The sequence below is a fragment of the uncultured Sphingomonas sp. genome (genome assembly GCF_964021865.1).
Classification (GTDB): Bacteria; Pseudomonadota; Alphaproteobacteria; order Sphingomonadales; family Sphingomonadaceae; genus Sphingomonas.
The window spans coordinates 1-21,307 of the sequence record NZ_CAXIAM010000014.1; the positions used below are offsets into that span (position 1 = coordinate 1).

The 21,307-nt window shown below is 68.0% G+C and carries 18 protein-coding genes, 1 tRNA gene and 1 pseudogene; 7 read left to right on the forward strand and 13 right to left on the reverse strand.

Annotated elements, in window-relative coordinates; all coding sequences use genetic code 11:
• Window positions 1–119: 119 nt before the first annotated feature.
• From AADI75_RS05625 to AADI75_RS05640, 4 genes and pseudogenes are all read right to left on the reverse strand, one after another.
• A pseudogene (locus tag AADI75_RS05625) lies at window positions 120–413 on the reverse strand (DUF3008 family protein); the annotation flags it as partial.
• Between the two features lie 93 nt (window positions 414–506).
• Window positions 507–1,850, reverse strand: a complete 1,344-nt coding sequence (locus tag AADI75_RS05630; RefSeq protein ID WP_341208063.1) for a HAMP domain-containing sensor histidine kinase — start codon at window positions 1,848–1,850, stop codon at window positions 507–509.
• Complete coding sequence (locus AADI75_RS05635; RefSeq protein WP_341208064.1) at window positions 1,851–2,537, reverse strand: response regulator transcription factor; 687 nt, start codon at window positions 2,535–2,537, stop codon at window positions 1,851–1,853. It abuts the gene before it with no gap.
• Window positions 2,506–2,958, reverse strand: a complete 453-nt coding sequence (locus AADI75_RS05640) for a PDZ domain-containing protein (protein WP_341208065.1) — start codon at window positions 2,956–2,958, stop codon at window positions 2,506–2,508. Before AADI75_RS05640 ends, AADI75_RS05635 begins: the two co-directional genes overlap by 32 nt.
• Before the next feature lie 224 nt (window positions 2,959–3,182).
• Between AADI75_RS05640 and AADI75_RS05645 the strand changes: the two genes are divergently transcribed.
• The 5 genes from AADI75_RS05645 to AADI75_RS05665 all read left to right on the forward strand — a co-directional run bounded on the left by AADI75_RS05645 (window position 3,183) and on the right by AADI75_RS05665 (window position 9,237).
• On the forward strand, window positions 3,183–6,488 hold the full coding sequence (locus AADI75_RS05645) for a glycosyltransferase (RefSeq protein ID WP_341208066.1): 3,306 nt from the start codon (window positions 3,183–3,185) through the stop codon (window positions 6,486–6,488).
• An 89-nt stretch (window positions 6,489–6,577) separates the two neighbouring features.
• Complete coding sequence (locus tag AADI75_RS05650) at window positions 6,578–7,945, forward strand: serine hydrolase (RefSeq protein WP_341208067.1); 1,368 nt, start codon at window positions 6,578–6,580, stop codon at window positions 7,943–7,945.
• Window positions 7,942–8,289 (forward strand): MmcQ/YjbR family DNA-binding protein, encoded by a 348-nt coding sequence (locus AADI75_RS05655; protein WP_341208068.1) that lies wholly within the window; start codon window positions 7,942–7,944, stop codon window positions 8,287–8,289. The genes AADI75_RS05650 and AADI75_RS05655 overlap by 4 nt, the downstream gene beginning before the upstream one ends.
• Window positions 8,273–9,139, forward strand: a complete 867-nt coding sequence (locus AADI75_RS05660; RefSeq protein WP_341208069.1) for a hypothetical protein — start codon at window positions 8,273–8,275, stop codon at window positions 9,137–9,139. Before AADI75_RS05655 ends, AADI75_RS05660 begins: the two co-directional genes overlap by 17 nt.
• Before the next feature lie 25 nt (window positions 9,140–9,164).
• A tRNA-Thr gene (locus AADI75_RS05665) sits at window positions 9,165–9,237 on the forward strand.
• 6 nt (window positions 9,238–9,243) lie between these two features.
• On the opposite strand, the gene AADI75_RS05670 is transcribed toward AADI75_RS05665, so the two are convergent.
• Entirely contained in the window at window positions 9,244–9,744 is a 501-nt protein-coding gene (locus AADI75_RS05670) for a DapH/DapD/GlmU-related protein (protein WP_341208070.1), read from the reverse strand.
• Window positions 9,745–9,946: 202 nt separating this feature from the next.
• Here AADI75_RS05670 and AADI75_RS05675 point away from each other — a divergent pair, with 202 nt between their 5' ends.
• A complete protein-coding gene (locus tag AADI75_RS05675; protein ID WP_341208071.1) occupies window positions 9,947–10,645 on the forward strand; it encodes an endonuclease/exonuclease/phosphatase family protein in 699 nt (232 codons plus the stop codon).
• A gap of 153 nt (window positions 10,646–10,798) precedes the next feature.
• Window positions 10,799–11,140 carry an SWIB/MDM2 domain-containing protein gene (locus AADI75_RS05680; protein WP_341208072.1) on the forward strand — a complete coding sequence of 114 codons (342 nt, stop codon included), beginning with the start codon at window positions 10,799–10,801 and terminating at the stop codon, window positions 11,138–11,140.
• 29 nt (window positions 11,141–11,169) lie between these two features.
• Here the strand turns inward: AADI75_RS05680 and mprF are convergent, their stop codons facing one another.
• The 8 genes from mprF to AADI75_RS05720 all read right to left on the reverse strand — a co-directional run bounded on the left by mprF (window position 11,170) and on the right by AADI75_RS05720 (window position 21,280).
• A complete protein-coding gene (mprF, locus tag AADI75_RS05685) occupies window positions 11,170–13,740 on the reverse strand; it encodes a bifunctional lysylphosphatidylglycerol flippase/synthetase MprF (protein WP_341208073.1) in 2,571 nt (856 codons plus the stop codon).
• Window positions 13,733–14,176, reverse strand: a complete 444-nt coding sequence (locus AADI75_RS05690; protein WP_341208074.1) for a DUF2147 domain-containing protein — start codon at window positions 14,174–14,176, stop codon at window positions 13,733–13,735. Before AADI75_RS05690 ends, mprF begins: the two co-directional genes overlap by 8 nt.
• 90 nt (window positions 14,177–14,266) lie before the next feature.
• Window positions 14,267–14,989: an AcvB/VirJ family lysyl-phosphatidylglycerol hydrolase gene (locus AADI75_RS05695; protein WP_341208075.1), complete on the reverse strand. Its 723-nt coding sequence runs from the start codon at window positions 14,987–14,989 to the stop codon at window positions 14,267–14,269.
• Window positions 14,990–14,991: 2 nt separating this feature from the next.
• Window positions 14,992–15,399: a hypothetical protein gene (locus AADI75_RS05700; RefSeq protein ID WP_341208076.1), complete on the reverse strand. Its 408-nt coding sequence runs from the start codon at window positions 15,397–15,399 to the stop codon at window positions 14,992–14,994.
• 367 nt (window positions 15,400–15,766) lie between these two features.
• Window positions 15,767–17,254 (reverse strand): Ppx/GppA family phosphatase, encoded by a 1,488-nt coding sequence (locus AADI75_RS05705; RefSeq protein ID WP_341208077.1) that lies wholly within the window; start codon window positions 17,252–17,254, stop codon window positions 15,767–15,769.
• Window positions 17,251–19,437: an RNA degradosome polyphosphate kinase gene (locus AADI75_RS05710; RefSeq protein ID WP_341208078.1), complete on the reverse strand. Its 2,187-nt coding sequence runs from the start codon at window positions 19,435–19,437 to the stop codon at window positions 17,251–17,253. Before AADI75_RS05710 ends, AADI75_RS05705 begins: the two co-directional genes overlap by 4 nt.
• Window positions 19,434–20,054 carry a chromosomal replication initiator DnaA gene (locus AADI75_RS05715; RefSeq protein WP_341208079.1) on the reverse strand — a complete coding sequence of 207 codons (621 nt, stop codon included), beginning with the start codon at window positions 20,052–20,054 and terminating at the stop codon, window positions 19,434–19,436. Before AADI75_RS05715 ends, AADI75_RS05710 begins: the two co-directional genes overlap by 4 nt.
• Complete coding sequence (locus AADI75_RS05720) at window positions 20,051–21,280, reverse strand: heavy-metal-associated domain-containing protein (protein WP_341208080.1); 1,230 nt, start codon at window positions 21,278–21,280, stop codon at window positions 20,051–20,053. Before AADI75_RS05720 ends, AADI75_RS05715 begins: the two co-directional genes overlap by 4 nt.
• Window positions 21,281–21,307 lie beyond the last annotated feature (27 nt).

Below are 21,307 nucleotides of genomic sequence, written 5' to 3' on the forward strand. Positions count from 1 at the left end.
ACCCGCAGAGCCGCCGCCCACATGTCCCTTCATCTTACCTACAATGTCAAAGAGCGGCAAAAACCGGCACCACCCTCATCCTACCTTTCGGTAGCTGAGGCCAGTGCCCGTGGTTGCGATCACCGCCGCGATCCCGAACCGGAAGAACCAGTTCGCCGCTGCGGTGACACCCATCTAGGGAAGCCGATTGGACGCGTAAAGCCCCTTTTTGCAGATTTTTGCAAAAAAGTGGAACGAGGCCGCTTGCCGGGCTTTGTAGGCGGCCCTGTCACCGCTTTTTTGCTTGGCTCCCCCTTTCTCAGCGACGCGGCCAATTCCATCGGTCGTGTCTCTGTTATCGAACTTTCCATGTTGCGTGACGCACCCGTCAGTTTCGATTGGGGTTGCTCGCCACGCTTGACGCTAAGAGCGGCACCGTCGGCTTCTGCTGCACGGCGAGCTTTACCGGCAAAGTCGCTCTCTCACGATCGTCGTCCCGAAAACGCCGCGGTCAGGAACCCGCTCCCTCAGTCCAGCGGTAGTGTGATCGTCACGACCAGGCCCGGTCGAGCGTCGCCGAGTGCCAGCGCGCCGCCATGCAGCCGCGCCACCGCCGCCGCCAGCGACAAGCCGAGCCCCGCCCCGCCCCCCTGCCGCGCCTCATCAAGCCGACCGAAGCGGCGGAGCGCATCCTCGTGCCGCCCCGCCGGGATCCCCGAACCGCGATCCGCGACCGCCAGCTCGACCGCGTCGTCTATCTTGCGCAGGGCGAGCGTGATGGGGCCCGCGCCGTACTTCAGCGAATTGTCGATGATGTTGCCGAGCGCCTGCGCCAGCAATTCGCGGTGTACCCGCGCCACGCACGGACTGTCGGTCTCCACCGACAGCGTACGCTCCTGATCCTCGGCGAGCGGCGCATACATCTCGGCGAGCCCCTCCAACTCGGCTGCGAGATCGATCGCCACGAAATGCTCGCGGCCAATTCCCGCCTCGGCGCGGGTAATGCTGAGCGCGGTCTGCACCAGCGCGAACAAACGATCGGCTTCCGCCAACGCGCGCTCGAGCAACTCGACCGCCGACGGCTCCCGCACCTGCGCCGCCGCGCGCTCCAGCACGACGCGCATACGGGTAAGTGGCGACTTGAGATCGTGCGCCAGCCCGTCGGTGGCCATGCGCAATTCGCCCATTAGTGTCTCGACGCGCTCCAACGCGCCGTTGATCGCCACGCCCAAGGTCGCCAGTGCATCGCGCGATCCGTCTGCCGGCACGCGCGCGCCAAGGTCGCCCGCCGCCACTGCGTTCAGGGCCGCCAGCGGCTCCTCCAGCCGCGCGACGATCGTCCGCGCCGCGATCCACGCCGCCAGCGCCGCGAAGATCAGCGCCAGCGGCAACGCAACGCCGCTCACCTGCTCCAGCATCCGCATCGCGCGCGCCTCGCCCGCGACGATCGTGCCGACCAGCAACCGCTCGCCCCCTGGCAATCGCACCGCCTCGACATGCATCGGCTCGGCGGTGTTGAGCCCGGTGCGATACAGCGTCACTTCGGTCGCATGGCCATCGCGCATCACGCTGGGCGGCCAGGCATCGAGGTTGCCACCTAGCCAGCTGCCGTCGCGGCCGATCAGCAGGAGCACGGTCCCCGGGGTCACCAGCCCGTGGGTGCGCAGCGCCACCTCTCCGCGCACCCCCTCCGCGCCTCCGGCGGCATAGCTGGCGCGCAAATCGTCACGTAGCACCGCCACCGTCCGCTGCGCATCGGCCCGCAGCTGTCGCCGCACCGCGGTGCCGATCGTCACGATCAGCGCGGCTGCGCTGACGAGCTGCAACAGGAAAACCAGCGCCGCGAACCGGAAGGTGGCGGAACGCAACACCTAGGGGTCAAGCCCGAGGCGATAGCCCGCGCCGCGCACCGTATGCAGCAGCGGGCGATCGAACCCCTCATCCACCTTCTTGCGCAAGCGGCTGAGGTGGACGTCGATCACGTTCGTGCCGGGGTCAAAATGGTAGTCCCACACCCCCTCCAGCAACATCGTGCGCGTCACCACCTGATCGACGTGGCGCAGCATGAATTCGAGCAACCGAAATTCTCGGGGTTGCAGGTCGACCGCCTTACCCGCGCGCTTCGTCCGCCGGGCAAGCAGATCCATCTCAAGGTCGCCGCATCGCAGCACCGTCTCGACCGCTTTTGCCGCGCCGCCGCGCCGGATCAGCAGCCGGATCCGCGCCAGCAGTTCGACGAACGCGAACGGCTTGGTCAGATAATCGTCGGCGCCGTTGGTCAGCCCGTGGATGCGGTCATCCGCCGCACCCAGCGCGGACAGCACGATGACCGGCGTCTCGATCCCCGCCGCGCGCACCGCACCCAGCACGCCCATGCCGTCGATCCCGGGCAGCATTCGGTCCAGCACGATGCAATCGTAACTGCCGTCGGTGGCATGGAACAGCCCGTCGCGCCCGTTGGCGGCGCGGTCGACGACGAAGCCTTCTTCGGTCAGTCCGCGAGTGACGAAATCGGCAGTGGCATCGTCATCCTCGATCAACAGGACCTTGTTGGCCACGCCCGTCTCCTCCGTCTGCATCCAGATGCACGTCGACCTCTCTCTTGCCGCGGCGGACACGAATGTCGAGGCTTTGGCCGAGGAAAGCGTGGTCCGCTGCCTCGACGGTAGAGATCGGACGATCGTCGACCGTCTCGATCACATCGCCGACCAGCAGGCCGCCGCGTCGCGCGGCGCCGCTGACGCGCACGCTGTCGACCACCACCGACTGACCGCCGAGCGGCGCGAACGTCGCACCGATCCGCTCGCTGCCGCGCGCATTGCCGCCGGTCAGCCCAAGCGTCCGCGACCAGGCGAGCCCGCCGATCAACGCGGCCAGGATCACGAGCAGCGCGAGCAACCCGATCGCACGCACGTCGGGGTCGGCACCGGTCGGAAAGGGGTCGCGCGCGCGCTGTGGCCGTGGCGGCATGGTCGACATGGCATGAACCTCCGAATTCATTGCTAACCTGCTGCCACTCGACGCAAGATGAGCCGTTTATGACCGATCGGTCATGATCGCGGATGACCGAAACGTAATCTCGTCATCACGCTATCTCCATTGATCGTCGCCTATAGCCGCGATGTTCGGGCGTTCTGCCCGTCGGGAGTTGATACGTGATCGTGATGACCGTCGTCGCCGTGGCTCGGAAAGGTCGCTGAGCCGTGGCACAACCCATCTTCTTCGATCCCACCGGTCGTCGCAGCCGCATGTCGAAGCGCGTGCTTGCGGCGTTGCTGGTGATGATCGTGATCAGCTCCGCGATCTTCGCGCTCACCCTGATCCGCGTGCCGCGCGGCCGCGATCTCGCACTTCCGCTACCTCAGCCGCGTGCCGCCGCGCTACGGATCGAGAAGTCGCTCGGTCGCGGCATCGCTGGCTGGCTCCCGCACCGCCCCGCCGCGGCCGACCCGCATTCGCCGCTGTCGATCGGCTTCTACGTGCCCGGCGACGACGCGAGCATCGCGTCGTTGCGGCGGCATAGTGCTAGTCTCGATTGGGTGGTGCCGGCCACGATCAGCGTGTTCGGACCGTCGCACACGGTGCAGCTGGACCCCGATCCGGCGTTCGACCGCATGATCGCGGCGATGAAGCATGCGCCCAAGGTGTTGCCAATGGTGCAGAATTTCGGCGACAGCGACTGGGACGGCGCCGGCGCCGCCGCCTTGCTCCGCGATCCGCGCGCCTCGGCCGACATCGCGCGCAAGCTGGGCCGGTACGTCACGGTGACGCATCGGGCCGGTCTGGTCATGGATTTCGAGACCTTGCCGGCGCAATCGATGGGAGATTACCAGCGCTTTTTGCGCGCGGTGCGCGCCGCGATGCCGAAAGGCGCGCAATTGGCGGTCACGGTGCCGGCCGAGGACGATGCCTGGCCGCTCGCCGCGCTGGCGCGCGTGTCGGACCGGCTGATCTTCATGGCGTACGACCAGCATTGGGAAGGCGGCACGCCCGGCCCGATCGCCGGCCAGTCGTGGTTCGTCGATCAGGTCGCGCAGGCGATCCGCACCGTCGGCCGCGACAAGCTGGTCGTCGCGCTCGGCAGCTACGGCTACGACTGGCACGGCGACGACACCGATGCGCTGTCGATCGAGGATTCGTGGCTGGCCGCGCACGACAGCCAGGCGCCGATCACCTTCGACCGGACATCGGGCAACGCCGGCTTCGCCTATGACGAGGACGGGCAGCGCCACACGATCTGGATGCTCGACGCCGCCACCAGCTGGAACGAGCTGGTCGCGCTCAAGCATCTTGGCATCGACGACGTGGCCTTGTGGCGGCTGGGCAGCGAGGACCCCGGCTTCTGGGCGGACCTTGCCGCCTGGCGCACCGGCGGCACCCCCGACCTGTCCGCGCCGCGCGCCTTGCTCAACGCCGATGTCGAGGGCAGCGGCGAGATCCTGCGCATCACCGCCACGCCGACCCCCGGCGTGCGACAGGTGACGCATGCCCGCAATGGCATCATCACCGACGAACATTATGCGGCGCTGCCGACGCCCTTCGTCGTCCGCCGGACCGGCGCGCAGAACCCCAAGCTGCTCGCGCTCACCTTCGACGACGGCCCGGACCCGACGTGGACACCAAAGATCCTGAAGGAGTTGGAGCAGGCGAACGTCCCCGGTACCTTCTTCGTCATCGGCCAGAACGCGTTGGAGGAGCCCGGCCTCCTCAACCGCATCATCGCGGACGGCGGCGAGATCGGCAATCACACCTATAGCCACCCCAACCTCGCCGCGGTTTCGGACCGACAGGCGCGGCTGGAGATCAACACGACCCAGCGGCTGGTCGAGGCGTATACCGGGCGGCGGATGACGCTGTTCCGCGCGCCCTATTTCGGCGACGCCGAACCGACGACGACCGACGAACTGGGGCCGGCGCTGATCGCGCAGAACCTGGGCTATACGGTCACCGGGCTGCACGTCGATCCCGACGACTGGGCACGCCCCGGCACCGACACGGTCGTCGAGCAGGTGCTCGATCAGGTCCATAACGCCACCCCCACCAACTCGGGCAACATCGTGCTGCTCCATGATGGCGGTGGCGACCGGTCCGAGACGGTGGCCGCCCTGCCCCGCATCATTGCCACGCTGAAGGGCGAGGGCTATCGCTTCGTCACCGTCTCGCAACTTGCCGGACTCAATCAGGCGCAGGCGATGCCGAAGGTCGTCGGGCGCGATCTGCTCGCGGTGCGGACCGACGTCGCGGTGTTCGTGGTGCTGGCGGCGATCGTCGCGGCGATCGGCTGGCTGTCGTATCTGGCGATCGGGCTCGGCATGGCGCGTGCGGTGTTGATGGCCGTGCTCGCCTGGATCCAGAGCCGCCGCCGTCGCGCCGACCCGCCGGTCTATCGCCCGACCGTCTCAGTCATCATCCCGGCGTATAACGAGGAGCGGGTGATCGCCAGTTCGGTGGCGCGCGTGCTGTCCAGCGACTATCCCGACCTGCAGGTGATCGTCGCCGACGACGGGTCGAAGGACGGCACCAGCGCCGCGGTCAGCGCCGCCTTCGCCGACGATCCGCGCGTGACGTTGCTGACGCTCCAGAACGGCGGCAAGGCGGCGGCGCTCAACCGCGCGCTGCTCCAGGCGGACGGCGAGGTGGTGATCGCGCTCGACGCCGATACGCAGTTCGAGGCGGAGACGATCACCCGCCTGGTCCGCTGGTTCGCCGATCCCCGCATCGGCGCAGTGGCGGGCGACGCGCGCGTCGGCAACCGCGTGAACCTCGTCACCCGCTGGCAGGCGGTCGAATATATCACCGCGCAGAATCTCGAACGCCGTGCGCTCGCCGGGTTCGATGCGATGACGGTGGTCCCCGGCGCGGTCGGCGCGTGGCGGCGCGCCGCACTCGACGCGGTCGGCGGCTACCCGGAGGATACGCTGGCCGAGGATCAGGACCTGACGATTGCGATCCAGCGCGCGGGGTGGCGCGTCACCTACGATCCGCGCGCGGTGGCGTGGACCGAGGCACCCGAGACGTTCCGCGCGCTCGCCAAGCAGCGCTATCGCTGGGCGTTCGGCACGCTGCAATGCCTGTGGAAGCACCGCTCGATCCTGCGCAAGCGCAAGCCGTCGGGGCTGGCGCTGGTCGGACTGCCGCAGGCGTGGCTGTTCCAGATCCTGTTCGCCGCGATCTCGCCGCTGATCGACCTGACGCTGATCCTGTCGATCGTCGGCACCGCGCTGCGCGTCCATCAGCACGGCTGGGCGCAGACCAGCGGCGACATCAGCAAGATGGGGCTTTACTGGCTGATCTTCACCATCGTCGAGGTGCTGTGCGGCTGGATCGCCTATCGCCTCGATGGCCGGAAGGAGCGCTATCCGGCGTTCCTGCTGATCGCGCAGCGGCTGGTCTATCGCCAGATCATGTACGGTGTCGTGATCCGCGCGATTTCCTCGGCGGTGCGCGGGATGGTGGTCGGCTGGGGCAAGCTGGAGCGCACCGGCCGCGTCGCCGCCCCGGCGCAATGATCGGCGCGTCGCCCCGGCCGCATCGCCGGGGCGACGTTGGCGCAACTCGCGCATTGCCGCGCGCCGGCCGGGATGGGATGAACGTCGGCATGCGTCGCGTCCTTCTGCTGCCCGCCCTGATTCTCCTGTCCGCCCCGTCGGTTGCGCAATCGCCGCAGTCGGTGCGCGCCGACGATCGCGCCAATTGGGTCCGCGCGGTCGCCGCCGGCTATAAGGCGGCATTCCTGTGCGGCGGCATCTTCAACGCCGGGCGCAGCGAGCGGCAGATCGAGGCGGTCGAGCTGAAGGGCATCTATCCCGAATATGAGGAGATCGTGCCCACGCTCAATGCGCGGGTCGATCGACGCCGCGGCATCGTCGCGGTGACGTTCGACCGCGCGCTGCCGCCGCGCTACGCCAGCTGGCAGGCAGGCCGCGGCTGCACGCTCGCCCCGATCGGCGCCGCCGCGCTTCCCGCCGCGCGCAGCGCCCCGCCCCCGCCCGCCGGGGCCGACCCGCGCCCGTGGCCGATGGGGGACGCCGGCGTTGCGCCCCGCCCATCCGCGGCGCTGGAGCGCGTCATCGAACATGCCTTTGCCGGGACGACATACGGCCATGGCACCGACACGCTGGGGGTCGTCGTGCTCCGCGACGGGCGGGTCGTGGCGGAGCGCTATCGCGACGGCTTCGGCCCGTTCGTCGCCAACCGTACCTGGTCGGTCGCCAAGAGCATCACCGGTACGCTCGTCGGCATGAGCGGCGTCGATCCGCGCCGACCCGCCAACATCCGCGAATGGCAAAGCGCCTATGGCATCGATCCGCGCGCCCGGATCACGCTCGATCACTTGCTGCGGATGTCGTCCGGGCTGCATAGCGATACCGCCGGCAACCGCACCGACGCGATCTATTTCGGCGGGACGACCGTCGGCGAACAGGCGACCGGGTGGCCGCTGTCCTCGCGCCCCGGCGAGCGCTTCCGTTACGCCAACAACGACATCATGCTGGCCGCGCGCTCGTTGCGCGCTTCGTTGGGCGACGTCCGCTATCGCGCGCTGCCGCAACGGCTCTTCACCGCGCTCGGGATGCGCCACACCGTCGCGCAGAGCGACTGGCGGGACAATTACATCGCCTCCAGCGATATGTGGACCACCGCGCGCGATCTCGCCCGGCTCGGGCAATTCTGGCTACAGGATGGCGTGTGGCAGGGTCGCCGCCTGCTCCCCGCCGGCTGGATGCGTTACATGACGACGCCCAAGGGGCCGCAGCCCGACCGCAGCGAAGGCTATGGCGCATCAATCTGGCTGTTCGGCCCCGCACAGGGGCTTCCCGCCGGCAGCTACTCGGCGCAGGGCAATCGCGGCCAGTATGTCATGGTCGTCCCGGCGCACCGCCTCGTCATCGTCCGGCGCGGCGAGGACCCCGGCAGCGCGCGCTTCGACGTCGCGCGCTTCGCCGCCGACGTGATCGCCGCGCCGTGACCTTCCGCGAGTGGGACGATGTCGCGGCGTTCGCCGCGACGCTGCCCGGCGTCGAGGCATCGACGTCGTGGGGACAGCCAGCGATGAAGGTGCGCGGCAAGCTGATCTGTTCGACCGGCCACGAACCCGGCAGTTTTCACGTCGCCGCGACGCACGACGAAAAGACGGTGTTGATGGACAGCGATCCCGACACCTTCTGGCAGACGCCGCATTATGCGAACTGGCCGGGGTTGCTGGTCCGCTATGGCAGCGACGACCCCGAGCGCATCCGCGCGGTGATCGCCCGCGCCTGGTGGGACCGGACGACGCGAAAAGCGCAGGCGGCCTTTGGCCCCCGCCCCTGACCGGTTCACGCACTTCGCCGCGATCGACTGGTCCGGCGCGAAGGGCCGTCGTCACAAGGGGATAGCGGTCGCCTGTTGTGCGATTGGCAGCGACGCACCGGTCCTCATCGCGCCGCCCGGCGACGCCAGCGCATGGTCGCGCGCCGCGGTGCTCGACTGGTTGCTGGAGCGGCGCGACGAACCACTGCTGGTCGGCTTCGATTTCAGCTTCTCCGCGCCGTTCGTCGCCCGCGGCGCGCACCTGCCCGGCGAAACGGCGACGCGGGACGCCCGCGCATTATGGGCCTATGTCGATTCACGGTCGGCCGATGACGATCTCGGTGCCGCCTCGTTCCTCGAGGCGCGACGCGGCCGGCACTTCTATCTCGGCGCCGCCGACGGGATTAAACGCGACTTCCTCCACTGGCGCGTCTGCGAGCAACGCGGCGACGGCACCACCAAGCCTTCCACCGTCTATGACGCGATCGGTGCGGCGCAGGTCGCCAAGGCGAGCTTCGCCGGGATGCGCCTGCTGCACCATCTCGACAGGCGGGTCGCGGTCTGGCCGTTCGACCCCGTCGCTACCCGCGGCGCGTTGGTCGTCGAAATCTACACCGCCATCGCCGCGCGCGCAACCGGACTGCGTCGTGGCCTCAGCAAGATCCGCGACGCCGCCGCGCTCGATACTGCGCTCGCCGCGCTCGGCAGCGGCCCGCATGCACCGCTCGCCACCTACACCGATCACGCGACCGACGCGCTGATGACCGCTGCCTGGCTACGTCACGTCGTCGGCGACCCCGACCTGTGGCATCCCGCCGCGATGACGGACGCGGTCGCCGCGACGGAGGGCTGGACCTTCGGCGTCACCTGACGCATGGAGGGCCGCGTAACGGCGGGCCGGTTTAGCTCAGCTGGTAGAGCAGCGGTTTTGTAAACCGAAGGTCGCGGGTTCGATTCCTGCAACCGGCACCGCCGTTATTCCGCCGCCAGGGCAGCATCGAGGTCGAGGGTCTTCACCCTCGCCGGCACGCCCGCCACCATGACGTTGGGCGGCACGCTCTCACGCACCAGCGCGCCCGCCGCCACCACGCTGCCCCGCCCGATCGTCACGTCGGGCATGATCACGCACTGACAGCCGATCCACGCGCCTTCCTCGACGACGATCGGCGCGGCCTTGACCGACCCCGCACGCCGTTCCCGGGTGCCGACCTCATGGTCGGCAGTGACGAACCGCGTGTGATGCCCGACGACCACATTGTCACCGAGCACGACCGGTGCGCTGAGGTCGAAATAGCAGCTTCGATTGATGAAAACGCGATGACCGATCCGCAATCCATAGCCATTGACACGGCAGCCACCCTTAATCGTCGGCGCCCTTCCCGACCGACAGGAAATCAGACGATAAAGATGTGCGCGAAGCCGAGAAGTGAAGGGATCATCGGGCAGAGTCGAAGCAATCGCGTTGATAATCGCCACCCACCACACGCGCAATGTCGACCTCAGCATCAATTTTTTCCTACGAAAGTAACAACTTAAGATATACGGGTGACTTCGACTCGGATCGCCGTCGATGCTTGGCCGCTACATCTGCTGGATTCTGCGGTGCAGGTCTACTGGCGTCGCTGGCTGTCCATCGCGCGCTGCAACCCGTGCGTCGCTCGCTCGTTGCGCCGGGGCAATGACCTTGAAAGTCGCCAGCTATAATATCCGCAAGGCGATCGGCACCGATCGTCGCCGCAGCCCGGAGCGTGTCCTGCAGGTGCTGCGCGAAGTCGACGCCGACATCGTCGCGCTTCAGGAAGCCGACCGCCGCTTCGGACAGCGCGCCGCGGTGCTCACCCCGCATCTGCTGGAGGAGCATAGCGACTGGCAACCGGTCGGGCTCGGCATGCGCGCCACCAGCATGGGCTGGCACGGCAATGCGATCCTGGTGCGCAAGGCGGCGCGCATCCTCGATTGCGAACAACTGCATCTGCCCGCGCTCGAGCCGCGCGGCGCGGTGCTGGCGGAGGTCGCGATCGGCGGCACGAGCGTTCGCATCATCGGGATGCACCTCGATCTGTCGGGGCTATGGCGGCGGCGACAGGCCGCGGCGATCCTCGCGCATGTCGGCGCCAGCGCGCGGACGATGCCGACGGTGATGATGGGCGATCTGAACGAATGGACCCGCGCCTCGGGCTGCCTGCGCGACTTCGGTGCGGCGTTCCGCTTCGCCGAGACGGGGCCCAGCTTCCATGCGCGACGCCCGATCGCGCGGCTCGACCGGATCATGGTGTCGCCCGAGCTGCGCATCGCCCGCTGCGGGGTTCACCAGTCCGCCGCCGCACGCGTCGCCTCCGATCACCTGCCGATCTGGGCGGAGTTGGCCGCCGGATAGCGCCCCGGCGATGGCCGGGGGTGCCTTTGCGACCTTCTGTCGCGTGCTTCCTTGTGCGCGGGGGCAAAACCACTGATAAGGCGCCACCAGGATGAACTTGCGCCGCACCCGGGTGTTGCGCCATCCAAGAGCAGTTCAGGAAGGGAGCTTAGCATGGCAAAGTCTGCGGAGAAGCGCGGCAAGGACGAGACCAAGGCTGCGGAAAAGAAGGTCAAGGCGACCGGCAAGCCCGCGGGCGGCGCACGTGGCGGCATCACCGCTCCCGTCACCCCGTCGGCGGACCTGGCCGAGATCGTCGGCAAGAAAGACCTGCCGCGCAGCGAGGTCGTCAGCAAGGTGTGGGAATATATCAAGAAGCACGATCTGCAGGACGCCAAGGACCGTCGCCAGATCAACGCCGACGACAAGCTGGAGAAGATCTTCGGCAAGAAGTCGGCCAGCATGTTCGAGATGAACAAGTTCCTCAGCGCGCATCTGACCGCGCCGAAGAGCTAATTCGCTCGACGCGCGTTCGCCGTGGTCGCTTACGACCCGGCGGGCGCGTGTCCGATCAGCCGCGACAGGTCGCGAAGCGTGCGGATCATCGCGATCCCCTTAGGCCCGGCGATATAGCGCGGCTCCCAGCGCGGCGCGAACTTCTCCTTGTAGCTGCGCAGGCCGCGAAAGCCGTAGAAGCGCTCGCCGTGATGGAACACCAGCGACGCCGCGCGCGCCCAGGCGGGCGCCAGCCGCCGCCCCGAAATCCCCGATAGCGGCGCGATCCCCAGCGAGAAGCGCTGATAACCACGATCCTTCGCCCATTGCAGGATGTTGACGAACAGGAAGTCCATCGTGCCGTGCGGCGCGTCGTCGCGGTGCCGCATCAGATCGACCGACGCCTCGGCATGGTTCTCGGTCAACCAGAGATTGGCGAAGGCGGCGATCCGCTCGCCCTCCATCACCAGCGCGAGGTCGAAGCGTTGCATATAGTCCCGGCTGAAATGGCCGAGGCTGAAGCTCTTCTCGGCATGCCCCTTGCTCGCCATCCATTCCGCGGAGATCGCCTCCAGCTCGTCCAGCACCACCGGCACCGCCGCCGCGGGCACGATCCGGAACGTCAGCCCGCGCCGCGCTGCCGCCCGTTCCGCCTTGCGCACCGAGCGCAGCCGCGGCGTATCAAGCGTGAACTCGGGCAGGTCGATGATCGCTTCCTCGCCATATTTGATGACGTGGAGCCCCATGCCGATCGCCAGCTCCAGCACCGGCCCGGTCACCTGGTACAGCATCAGCCGTCCCTGCGCCTGATCGGCCTTGTCGCGAATGCGCCAGAGCAATTCGGGCCAGTCGTCGCGCGTGCCGACCGGATCGCCCATCACGATCCAGCTCGCGCCGCGCACCTGGTACATCAGCATCGCATCGCCGGATTCGGAAAACAGCAGCCGCTTGTCGTCGATCATCGCTAGCATCGCGTCGGTTCGATCGGCGCGCGCGATCACGCGGGTCAACGCTTCCGGCGCAACGGCGCGCGGCTCGGGCGCCTGCGGCGGCGACATCCATCGCCATACCAGCGCGACCAGCAGCGCCACCGTCGCCGCCAGCGTGCCCCGCAGGAACCGCGGCGCATCGCCCTTCAGCGCGAACTGCCACCACAGGCCATCCTCGTAAGGGACGCGGCGATAGGCGAACAGCCCGATCCACACCGCCGCCGCCAGCACCACCAGCACCGCCGACAGCCACCCCGCCGACCAGCGGATCTGCGTCAGCGCGGTACGGCGATAGAAGGCCCCGCGCGTCCATTGCAGCATCGCCGCCAGCGTCAGGCAGGCGATCGCCTCCTCGTAATCGATGCCCTTCGCCAGCGAGAAGGCCGCGCCCGCCAGCAACAGCGCGCGTATCGCGACGAACGCGCCATCCAGCCGCCGATAGAGCCCCGGCGCGAGCAGCAGCAGCCCGGTGCCGACCAGGCTGGCCGCGATGTGGCTCGCCTCGATGAACGGCAGCGGGACGATCGACGCGAGCGCGCCCATCCGCGCATGGAGCGACGGCAGCGATCCGGACAGCAGCAGCATCGCCCCGCCCATGAAGGTTGCGGCGGACAGCGCAAGCGGCGCGATCCCGTTGGCCACCGCCCGCCCGTCGCGCAGCAGGCGCGACGAGAACGGATGGTCGAGCAGATGCCGCCGCCGCAGTCCCTCGCGCCACGCCAGGATCGCGACCGCCACCGCAAGCGGCAGCAGATAATAGATCACGCGATAGGCGATCAGCGCCGCGAACGCGACCGAACGATCACCGGGGAGCACCGCCAGCACCACCGCCTCGAACACGCCGATCCCGCCGGGGACGTGCGCCAGCACCGCCGCGACGATCCCCAGCGCATAAGCAAGGATGAACGCGGGCAGCAATGATGGATCGGCACCCTGCACCAGCACGAACAGCGCCGCCGCGGCGGTGCTGGTATCGAGCACCGCCAGCCCGATCTGCGCCAGCACCTGCCCGAAACTCGGTAGCGGCACGCTCAGCCGCCAGAGCCGCAGCGGTCCGCGCGCGTTGCCGCACAGCATGACGACCGCGGCGATCAACACCAGCACCGTCGCGGCGATCCCGTGCGACACCACGGCGGGGATCGTGAACCCGGCTAGCTCGATCGGCCCGCTTCGCGCCAGCAACGCCACCGACGCGACCGTGACGACGCCGCTCCAGAAGGTCGCGCTGGCGATCCCGATCACGCGCGCCACGTCCGGCCCGTCGAGGCCGGCCGCAGTGTAGATCCGGTAACGCGCCGACCCGCCGGTGAGCAGCGACAGCCCAAGATTGTGGCTGAGCGTATAGCTGGTGAACGACCCCAGCGCCGCCACCCGCCACGGCAGCGGCCGCCCGATGATCCGCAACGCCAGCACGTCGTAACCGGTCAGCGTCAGATAGCTGAGTGCGGTGAAGAGCAGCGACGCCGCGATCTGCCACGGCGTCAAGGCATGCAGCGCGGTGCGCACATGAGAAAAGTGCAGTTCACGCGTCAACTGCTGCATCGCGGCAAAGCCGAGCCCGATCAGCACTAGCACCATGACGAGCGACAGCGCGGTCCGATGCCGCGCCAGCCACCCCTTCATCTCAAGCATGAGGAACGTCCGAAATCCGGTGCCATAGCTGCGATTTGCACAGCAGCCCGCCGAGGATGCAGCCCTTCACCTTCATTTCGTCCGGCCCGACCTGCTGGATGATCGAATAGAAGCGTCGGTTCATGTCCGGCACGAACACCGTGCCAGCCCAACTCCCCGGCTTCTGCACGCGATAATTTTCCAGCAACGCGGTGCCGATCAGCTTCGGCGTGCCGCCGTCGCGCGCATCGTTCTGCGCCTCCTGGTTCGCCCAAACGATCCAGCCGCATAGCCGCTCGCCGCACGGGCCGGTGCGCACCGCCACGCTCTTATAAGGGTTCATCCATGTGCCGTAGATCGTCGCGGTCGGCGTGGGCGCTTGCGATTGCGCCGCGGCGGGAATGGCCACGGCCATCGTCAAAGCGGCGATGGCCGCGGCGAAGCGAGAAGCGAACATATCTGATCCCCTGTGATCGGCCGACCCTAAGCCGTGGTGGATTGCCGGCACGTCGACGACGGCTGAATTATCCGTAATGAAGATGACGGCTCAGCGACCGTTTGCGATCGCGTCGCGCAGCGTCCGCGCGATCAGCGGCACGTCATAATTCAGGAAATGCCCGCCGGGCAGCGCCACCTGCCGGACGTTCTGGTCATGCAGCAACGGGCACAGGCTGACCGTCTCCGCCACGCCCTGGATGCAGGTAACCGGGGTCCAGTCGAGCCGCCGCGCGCTCGGACCGGCCGGCGCATCGGGCCGTCCGTCCAGCACGCCGCCGGGACTTGCCTTGAACAGCAACGTGTTACCCGGCACCAACAGGATGATCTGCCTGACCTTCGGCCGCAGCGCGCGCGGCAGGCGTGCGCCGGCGAATTGCAGCATGTCGGCGCCGAACGACTGCCCCACCAGCACGACACGCGACGTTCCCGGCATCTGCTCCGCGTGCGCGACCGCCGCGGCGACGATCGCCGCCGCCTCGTCGGGCGTCCGTCGGGTGCCGAACGCGGTCAGCGAATTGAACGCCAGAACGGGTAAGCCGTCCCTGTTCAGCGCCGCGATCAGCCGCGGCCCCATGCCGGCGTTGATCCCCATATCGCCCGACAGGAACAGCACCCGCGTGCCGCGCATCGCGACCGGCGCGGTGGCCGGTTCGGCGCGAAGGATCGGGCCGCCGAAATAGCCGAGATAGCCGACGAACCCGGCCACCAGCAGCGCCGCGCCGGTGACCGCACCCGCCACGATCGCCAGCCAGTTGCGTCGGTTCGTCGGCATGGTCAGGCACTCACGGCATAAGTGATCACGAAACAGGCGGCGGTGAGCAGCAGCATCGCGACGATGAACGTCGCGTCGGCCACTTGCTCCAGCCGGTGCAGCCAGGCGCGCCGCCGCGCCGCCGGGGTGCGCACCGCGAGATAGGAGGCCAGCATCGCGATAAGGAAGATCAGTGCGTCGACGGCCAGCAGATCGTCCGCGAAGCTCGCCCGCCGGCCCGAGGCGATACCGACATGCAGCAGCCCGATCCCGGTGAGGCAGACTCCCACCATCGCCGCCGCCATCGGGCAGATCAGCCGGCATACCCGCTCATCGAGCGCCGACCGCGACCGTTCACGCTCGACGGCGGCACGGCCGAAGCGGTCGGAGAAGGGCTGATCGCTCATACCGCGCTTCTGCCCGGCGCGCATTCGCGATTGCCTGTCCGGAACATGAGCGATCGGTCATGTTCGCCGCGTATTTCAGAGCGTTAAGCGTAACGTGATGAACGTCTCGACGAGGCAGGCTGATGACGCAGGCCGCGCTACGTCCCGGCGGTACTTTCCGGTCGGGCCCAAGGGCGACCGGCTTTCAGCCCTGTGGGGCGGCGAAGGCGCCAAAGCTTTTCACGCGGAGGCGCGGAGGACGCAGGGATGATGCGCTTGCCGCATTGGGAGCTCATCCTCGCCCGATCTGAATGACAGGGTGATGATACCCCATGCGGTGCACCTCCGCGTCCTCTGCGCCTCCGCGTGTATCACCCCTTCTTCTGACGCCTCGCGTGCCTCGGCCCGCGCCTCAGGCCAGCTCGGCCTGCATCCCCATCATCGCCGCCAACGCCCGGTGACGCTTCTGGACCGTCTCGCCATACAGCGCCGGATCGCCCGGTTCGAGCCGCAGCACCCCGCCCGCGGCGCTGACCGCCGCCCGCGTCAGCGGTGCGGCGAGGCCACCACTCAGCCGCTGGCCCAGCCGGATCGCCAGCCCCCATTGCACCGCGCGCCGCAGCCCGGCCTCGCCCGCGAGCGCGGCGAGCGGTTCGGGGCTGTTGGTCGCGCCGCCCAGCGCTGTCCACAGCGCCTGCGCCACCATCGCACGGCCGCGCGCATCAATCGCCACCCAATTGCCGTGCAGCGCGACCTCCATGCCGCGCTCGGCACGGAAATCCGGATTGGCGCGCCATCCGACATCAGCAAGGTGACACGCCGCAATCCGCAGTCGCGCGTCCTCGACCGGATCGTCGCCGAACAACGGCGCGATCCAGCGATCGAGCAGATCGCCATGTTCGGGGAACCGCCCGCTGCGTCGCCCCTCGTCACGCGCGGCGATGATCAGCGGATCGGCCGCACGCTCCGACGACGACAATCGTTCGTAGAGCAAGCCCTCGCGCAGCCCATAGGCGGAGACGATCGTCCCGCTGCTGCGCAGATGCTTCAGCATCGCCGCCAACAACGCCGCGGCATCGGACAGCGTCGGGATGCGTCCCGACGACAGGCCGGGCACGTTCTTCAGCCGGGCCTTGCCGACATGCGCAAGCGTGCGGCGCAGGCGTGTCACCGTCTCGCCCGACATCGCATATTGGTGGATCACCGGCAGCGGATAGCGAGTCGCTTCCATGTCGAGCCGCGCCAGCGCGCGCCACGATCCGCCGACGAGGTAGAAGGGCAATCCCTTGCCCGCCCCCAGCCAGTCGCTTTCCTCAAGCAAGGCGCGAACCTGGCGATCGAGCCGACCTTGCTCGCGCAGTGCCGCGATGCGCAGCACGCCGAGCGGGAAAGACGCCCGCCCCAGCAGCTTGCCGCGCCGCACACGCACCAGTTCGAGGCTGCCGCCGCCCAGATCGCCGACGATGCCATCGGCCTCGGGGATGCCCGATAGGACACCGTAGCCCGCCGCCTCGGCTTCCTTCTCGCCGGGCAGGATCTCGACCTCGAGCCCCGCCGCCTCGGCCACCGCAATCAGATCGGCGCCATTGCTGGCATCGCGCACCGCCGCGGTCGCCACCGTGCGGAGCACCGCGACATCCATTTCACGCGCCAGCGCGGCAAAACGCCGCAGCGCGGTCTGCGCCAGCGCCATCGCCTGTTCGTCGATCGATCCGCTCTCGGCGAGGCTACGCCCCAGCCCGGCCAGCACCTTTTCGTTGAACAGGATCGCCGGAAGGCGCGGCGGGCCCTGATAGACCACGAGCCGGATCGAATTGGAGCCGATGTCGATGATCGCGGTGCGCGGTTCTTCGGCGGGAACGGCATCCGGCGCGTCGACCACGCGCTTGGGCCACCTCAACGCTTGCGCCTCAGCGACAGCACCGGCACCTCGTCACCGTCGAGCGCGGCGCCGCGTCCCGACAGCGACGGGTTGACCATGAAATACCGGTGCAGGTTGAACGGCTTCTCGCCCGGCGTATCGCGGACGTAGCTGCCATCGGCCTCCAGCTCCCAGCTTTGCTCGTTGTCGATCAGATTGGCGACCATCACCTGATCCAACACCTGATCGTGCACCGTCTCGTTTTCGAGCGGCAGCAGATATTCGACGCGGCGATCGAAATTGCGCGGCATCCAGTCGGCCGACGAAATGTAGACCACCGCGCCATCGTTGGGCAGCGGCGCGCCGTTGCCGAACGCCGCGATGCGGCTGTGTTCGAGGAAGCGCCCCACCACCGACTTCACGCGGATGTTCTCCGACATGCCCGGCACCTTCGGGCGTAGGCAGCAGATTCCCCGCACGATCAGGTCGATCTCCACCCCGGCGCAGCTCGCCTCGTAGAGCTTCTCGATGATGATCGGATCGACCAGTGAATTCATCTTGGCCCAGATCGATCCCGCACGCCCGGCGCGGACATGCGCGATCTCGGCGTCGATCCGCATCAGCAGCCGCTCGCGCAGCGAGCGCGGGCTGAGCACCACCAGCTCCATGTCCGCCGGCTCGACATAGCCGGTGATGTAGTTGAACATTCGCGCCGCATCGCGCCCGATGCGAGGATCGGCGGTGAAGAAGCTGAGATCGGTATAGATTTTGGCGGTGATCGGATGATAATTCCCGGTGCCGAAATGGCAGTAGGTGCGGAACTTGCCGTTCTCGCGCCGCACCACCATCGCCACCTTGGCATGGGTCTTCCAGTCGATGAAGCCGTAGACGACCTGCACCCCGGCCCGCTCCAGCGCGCTGGCCCACTGCAAATTCTGCTCTTCGTCGAAGCGTGCCTTCAACTCGACGACCGCCGTCACCGATTTGCCCGCCTCCGCCGCGGCGATCAGCGCGCTGATCACCGCCGATTGCTTGCCCGCGCGGTACAACGTCTGTTTGATCGCGACCACGTCGGGATCGTTCGCCGCTTGCTTGAGGAACGCCAGCACCACGTCGAACGTCTCGTACGGGTGGTGGACGACGATGTCCTTGCTTCGGATCGCCGCGAAGCAATCGCCGCCAAACTCCCGAATTCGTTCGGGAAACCGCGGCGTAAATGGGACGAACTTCAGGTCCGGCCGATCCTCGTCTGCCAAAAGCGACAAATCGCCGATGCCCAGGAACGTTCCCGTCTCGGTCACGATCGTGTCGCTGCCGCCAAGCTCCTCACGCAACACCTGCGCCAGCCCGTCGGGCATCCCGGTTTCAAGCTCCAACCGGATCACTCGCCCGCGGCGGCGGCGCTTGATGGCATTGGCGAAGTAGCGGACCAGATCTTCCGCCTCTTCCTCGATCTCGATGTCGCTGTCGCGCAGCACGCGAAATTCCGCCGCGCCCAGCACGTCATAACCGGGAAAAAGCATGGGAGAGAAGCGCTTGAGGATAGACTCTACTGCAACGTACGAAGCTCGCTCACTGCCCGGCAGCCGCACGAAGCGGGGCATCGCGGCGGGCAGCATCACCAATTCCCGGATCGGCTCCGAGTCCGACCTGCGCACCAGATCGAACATCACCGCCATCCCCTTGTTGGGCATGAACGGGAACGGATGCGCGGGGTCGAGCGCCTGCGGGGTGATGACCGGAAACAGTTGCTCCTGAAAATAGGTGTCGAGCCACGCGCGCTGCTCGGCATCCAGCGTGTCGAGCGACCGGCTGCCCAGCACCGTGATGCCCGCCGCGTCCATTTCCCGGCGGATGTCGCCCCACACCGCCTGCTGGCTCGCCATCAAGGCATCGGCCTGCTCGACGATCGCCGCCAATTGCTGACCGGGTGTCAGGCCGTCGGCCGAGCGTGCCTCGACGTCCTGAAGCTGCTGCCCCTTCAGTCCGGCGACGCGGACCATGAAGAACTCGTCGAGATTTCCACCGGAAATCGCAAGAAAGCGGAGCCTTTCCAGCAGCGGATGCGCCGGATTGCATGCCTCCTCCAGCACACGCCGATTGAAAGCGAGCCATGATTGCTCGCGATTGAAATAGCGCTCGCCATCCCGCTCGACGAACGGATCGTCCAGGTGAAGCGCGGCTTCGGCGTCCTTGCGCGCAATACTCACGGGCCGTGTCATGATGGGCGGTCGCTCCGGTTCTTTGCCGACTTGTCCAGATCCAGGGTTTCGCGTGCCAACGGGATCGTCAGCCGGCGGCGCCCTGCCAGCGCGGCACGATCGAGCCTATCGATCGTGTCCATGACGGCGGTGTGACTGCGCTCGGTCCGCGCCGTCAACCAGGTGATCAGATCGGGGCGCGCGTCCAGATGGCGCCGCGCAAAGCCGCGCTCGAACAGCGCTGCGATCAAGGTGTCCTCCGGCGCGCCGATCGCGGCCGCCGGACTGGCGGCGAGCCGCGAACGCAGATCGGGCAACGCAACCGGCCAGTCCGGAGGCAGTGCGGAAGCGATCAGCAGCAGCGGTCGCCGCTCCTCTTGCGCGCGGTTCCAGGCGTGGAACAGCTCCTCTTCCGCCACCGTTCCGGCATCGTCGATCACCGATCCGCCGGACCGTGCAGCGAAAATCCGCCCGAGCAACGATCGGCCCGACTTGGGCGGCCCGGCGAGCACCGCGGTGCGCACCGGCCACGTCGCCCAATGTTCGAGCAACCGCACCGCGCGCGCGTTCGATTCGACCACCAGAAACTCGCCCTGTTGCTCCGCTGGCCAACCGAGCGGCAGTGCGATCTGGTTCATGTCGCCGCCCCCGCACGGGGACTGGGGCTCGGCGTTGGCGCGGCGCGGCGAATGCGCAAGGTGGTTCCGTTGCCGATGACTTGCCAGCCCCGCGCCTCCAGCGCGGCGCGCAGCGCCTCGGGCGTGCCGGCATAGCTGACGTTCATCGAGGAGACACCGCCGAGCGCCAGGCTGGTCGTCGCGGCGCTCGCGACGCCCGGCACATTGCGCAGCGCCGATTCCGCCGTGTTCACGGCACCGGCATCCGGCGTATCATATTGAATGGTAAGGGCCAGGCTCGTCGAGATCAGCGCCGGATCGTCGGCGAGCAGGTCGGACGCTTCCTCGACCGGCGTCTCGATCACCGGCATGATCGGGTTGAGCCCCGGATCGAGGCCCAGATATCCCTCGCGCAGCGCGCGCTGATAGACGCCGTCGAGCCGCCTGACGCCTTCGTCCAGCAGCGCCGGAATGCCCGCGCTGCTGCCGACGCGGAGCGAGAAGCGCTGCAAGATCCGGTGATCGGGACCGTAACGTGCCTCGAACACACCGATCACGGGGCCGCCGGGCCATTGCCGGTACAGTTGCACGGTCGGCATCAGCACGTCGCTGGCACCATATTGATCGATCAGCGACCGCCACCAGCCGCGATCGGGTCGCTGCGTCTGGCCGACGTTCAGCAACAACGAATCGGGGCCGGTGCCGGTCGGGCGCACATAGTCGATCGCGCTGCTGCCGGTGCGGAACCGCGCCCACGCCTCCTGCCAGAGCGTGCGCTGTTCGAAGACCGTGCCGACGCCGGTTGACCATTGCACCGGCACGACCAGAAACGGCGACGATCGCGAGACCGCTGCGGAAACGCCGAGCAGCCCGGCGGTGCGCGCGCGATCGAACAGCACGCCCAGTCGCGCGATATAGCGGTTCGGGCCGATCTGCTCGTTCTCGACGACGATGCTCGACACGATCGAGTCGAGCGTTCCGTCGGGCAGCGTCCCCGCGCCCGCGCCCATTCGCTGCGACAGCAAGGTATAGGCCTTGCGCTGCGCCTCGCGCCAGCCCGCCAGCCGCGCGGCATCGGCATTCGGGCCCGATACGTCGACGCGGACGCCCGCCACCTCGAAGTCGTTCGAACTGTCGACCGCCGCGACGCCGCGATCGCCTCCCTCGATCTGCGCCAGCACGCCACGCGCGCCGAGCGCGGCGGCAAGGGCGGTCAGGACCAGCATGATCGGAAGGCGATGGCGCATCGGCACGTCTTTTGGCGAAGCAGACGT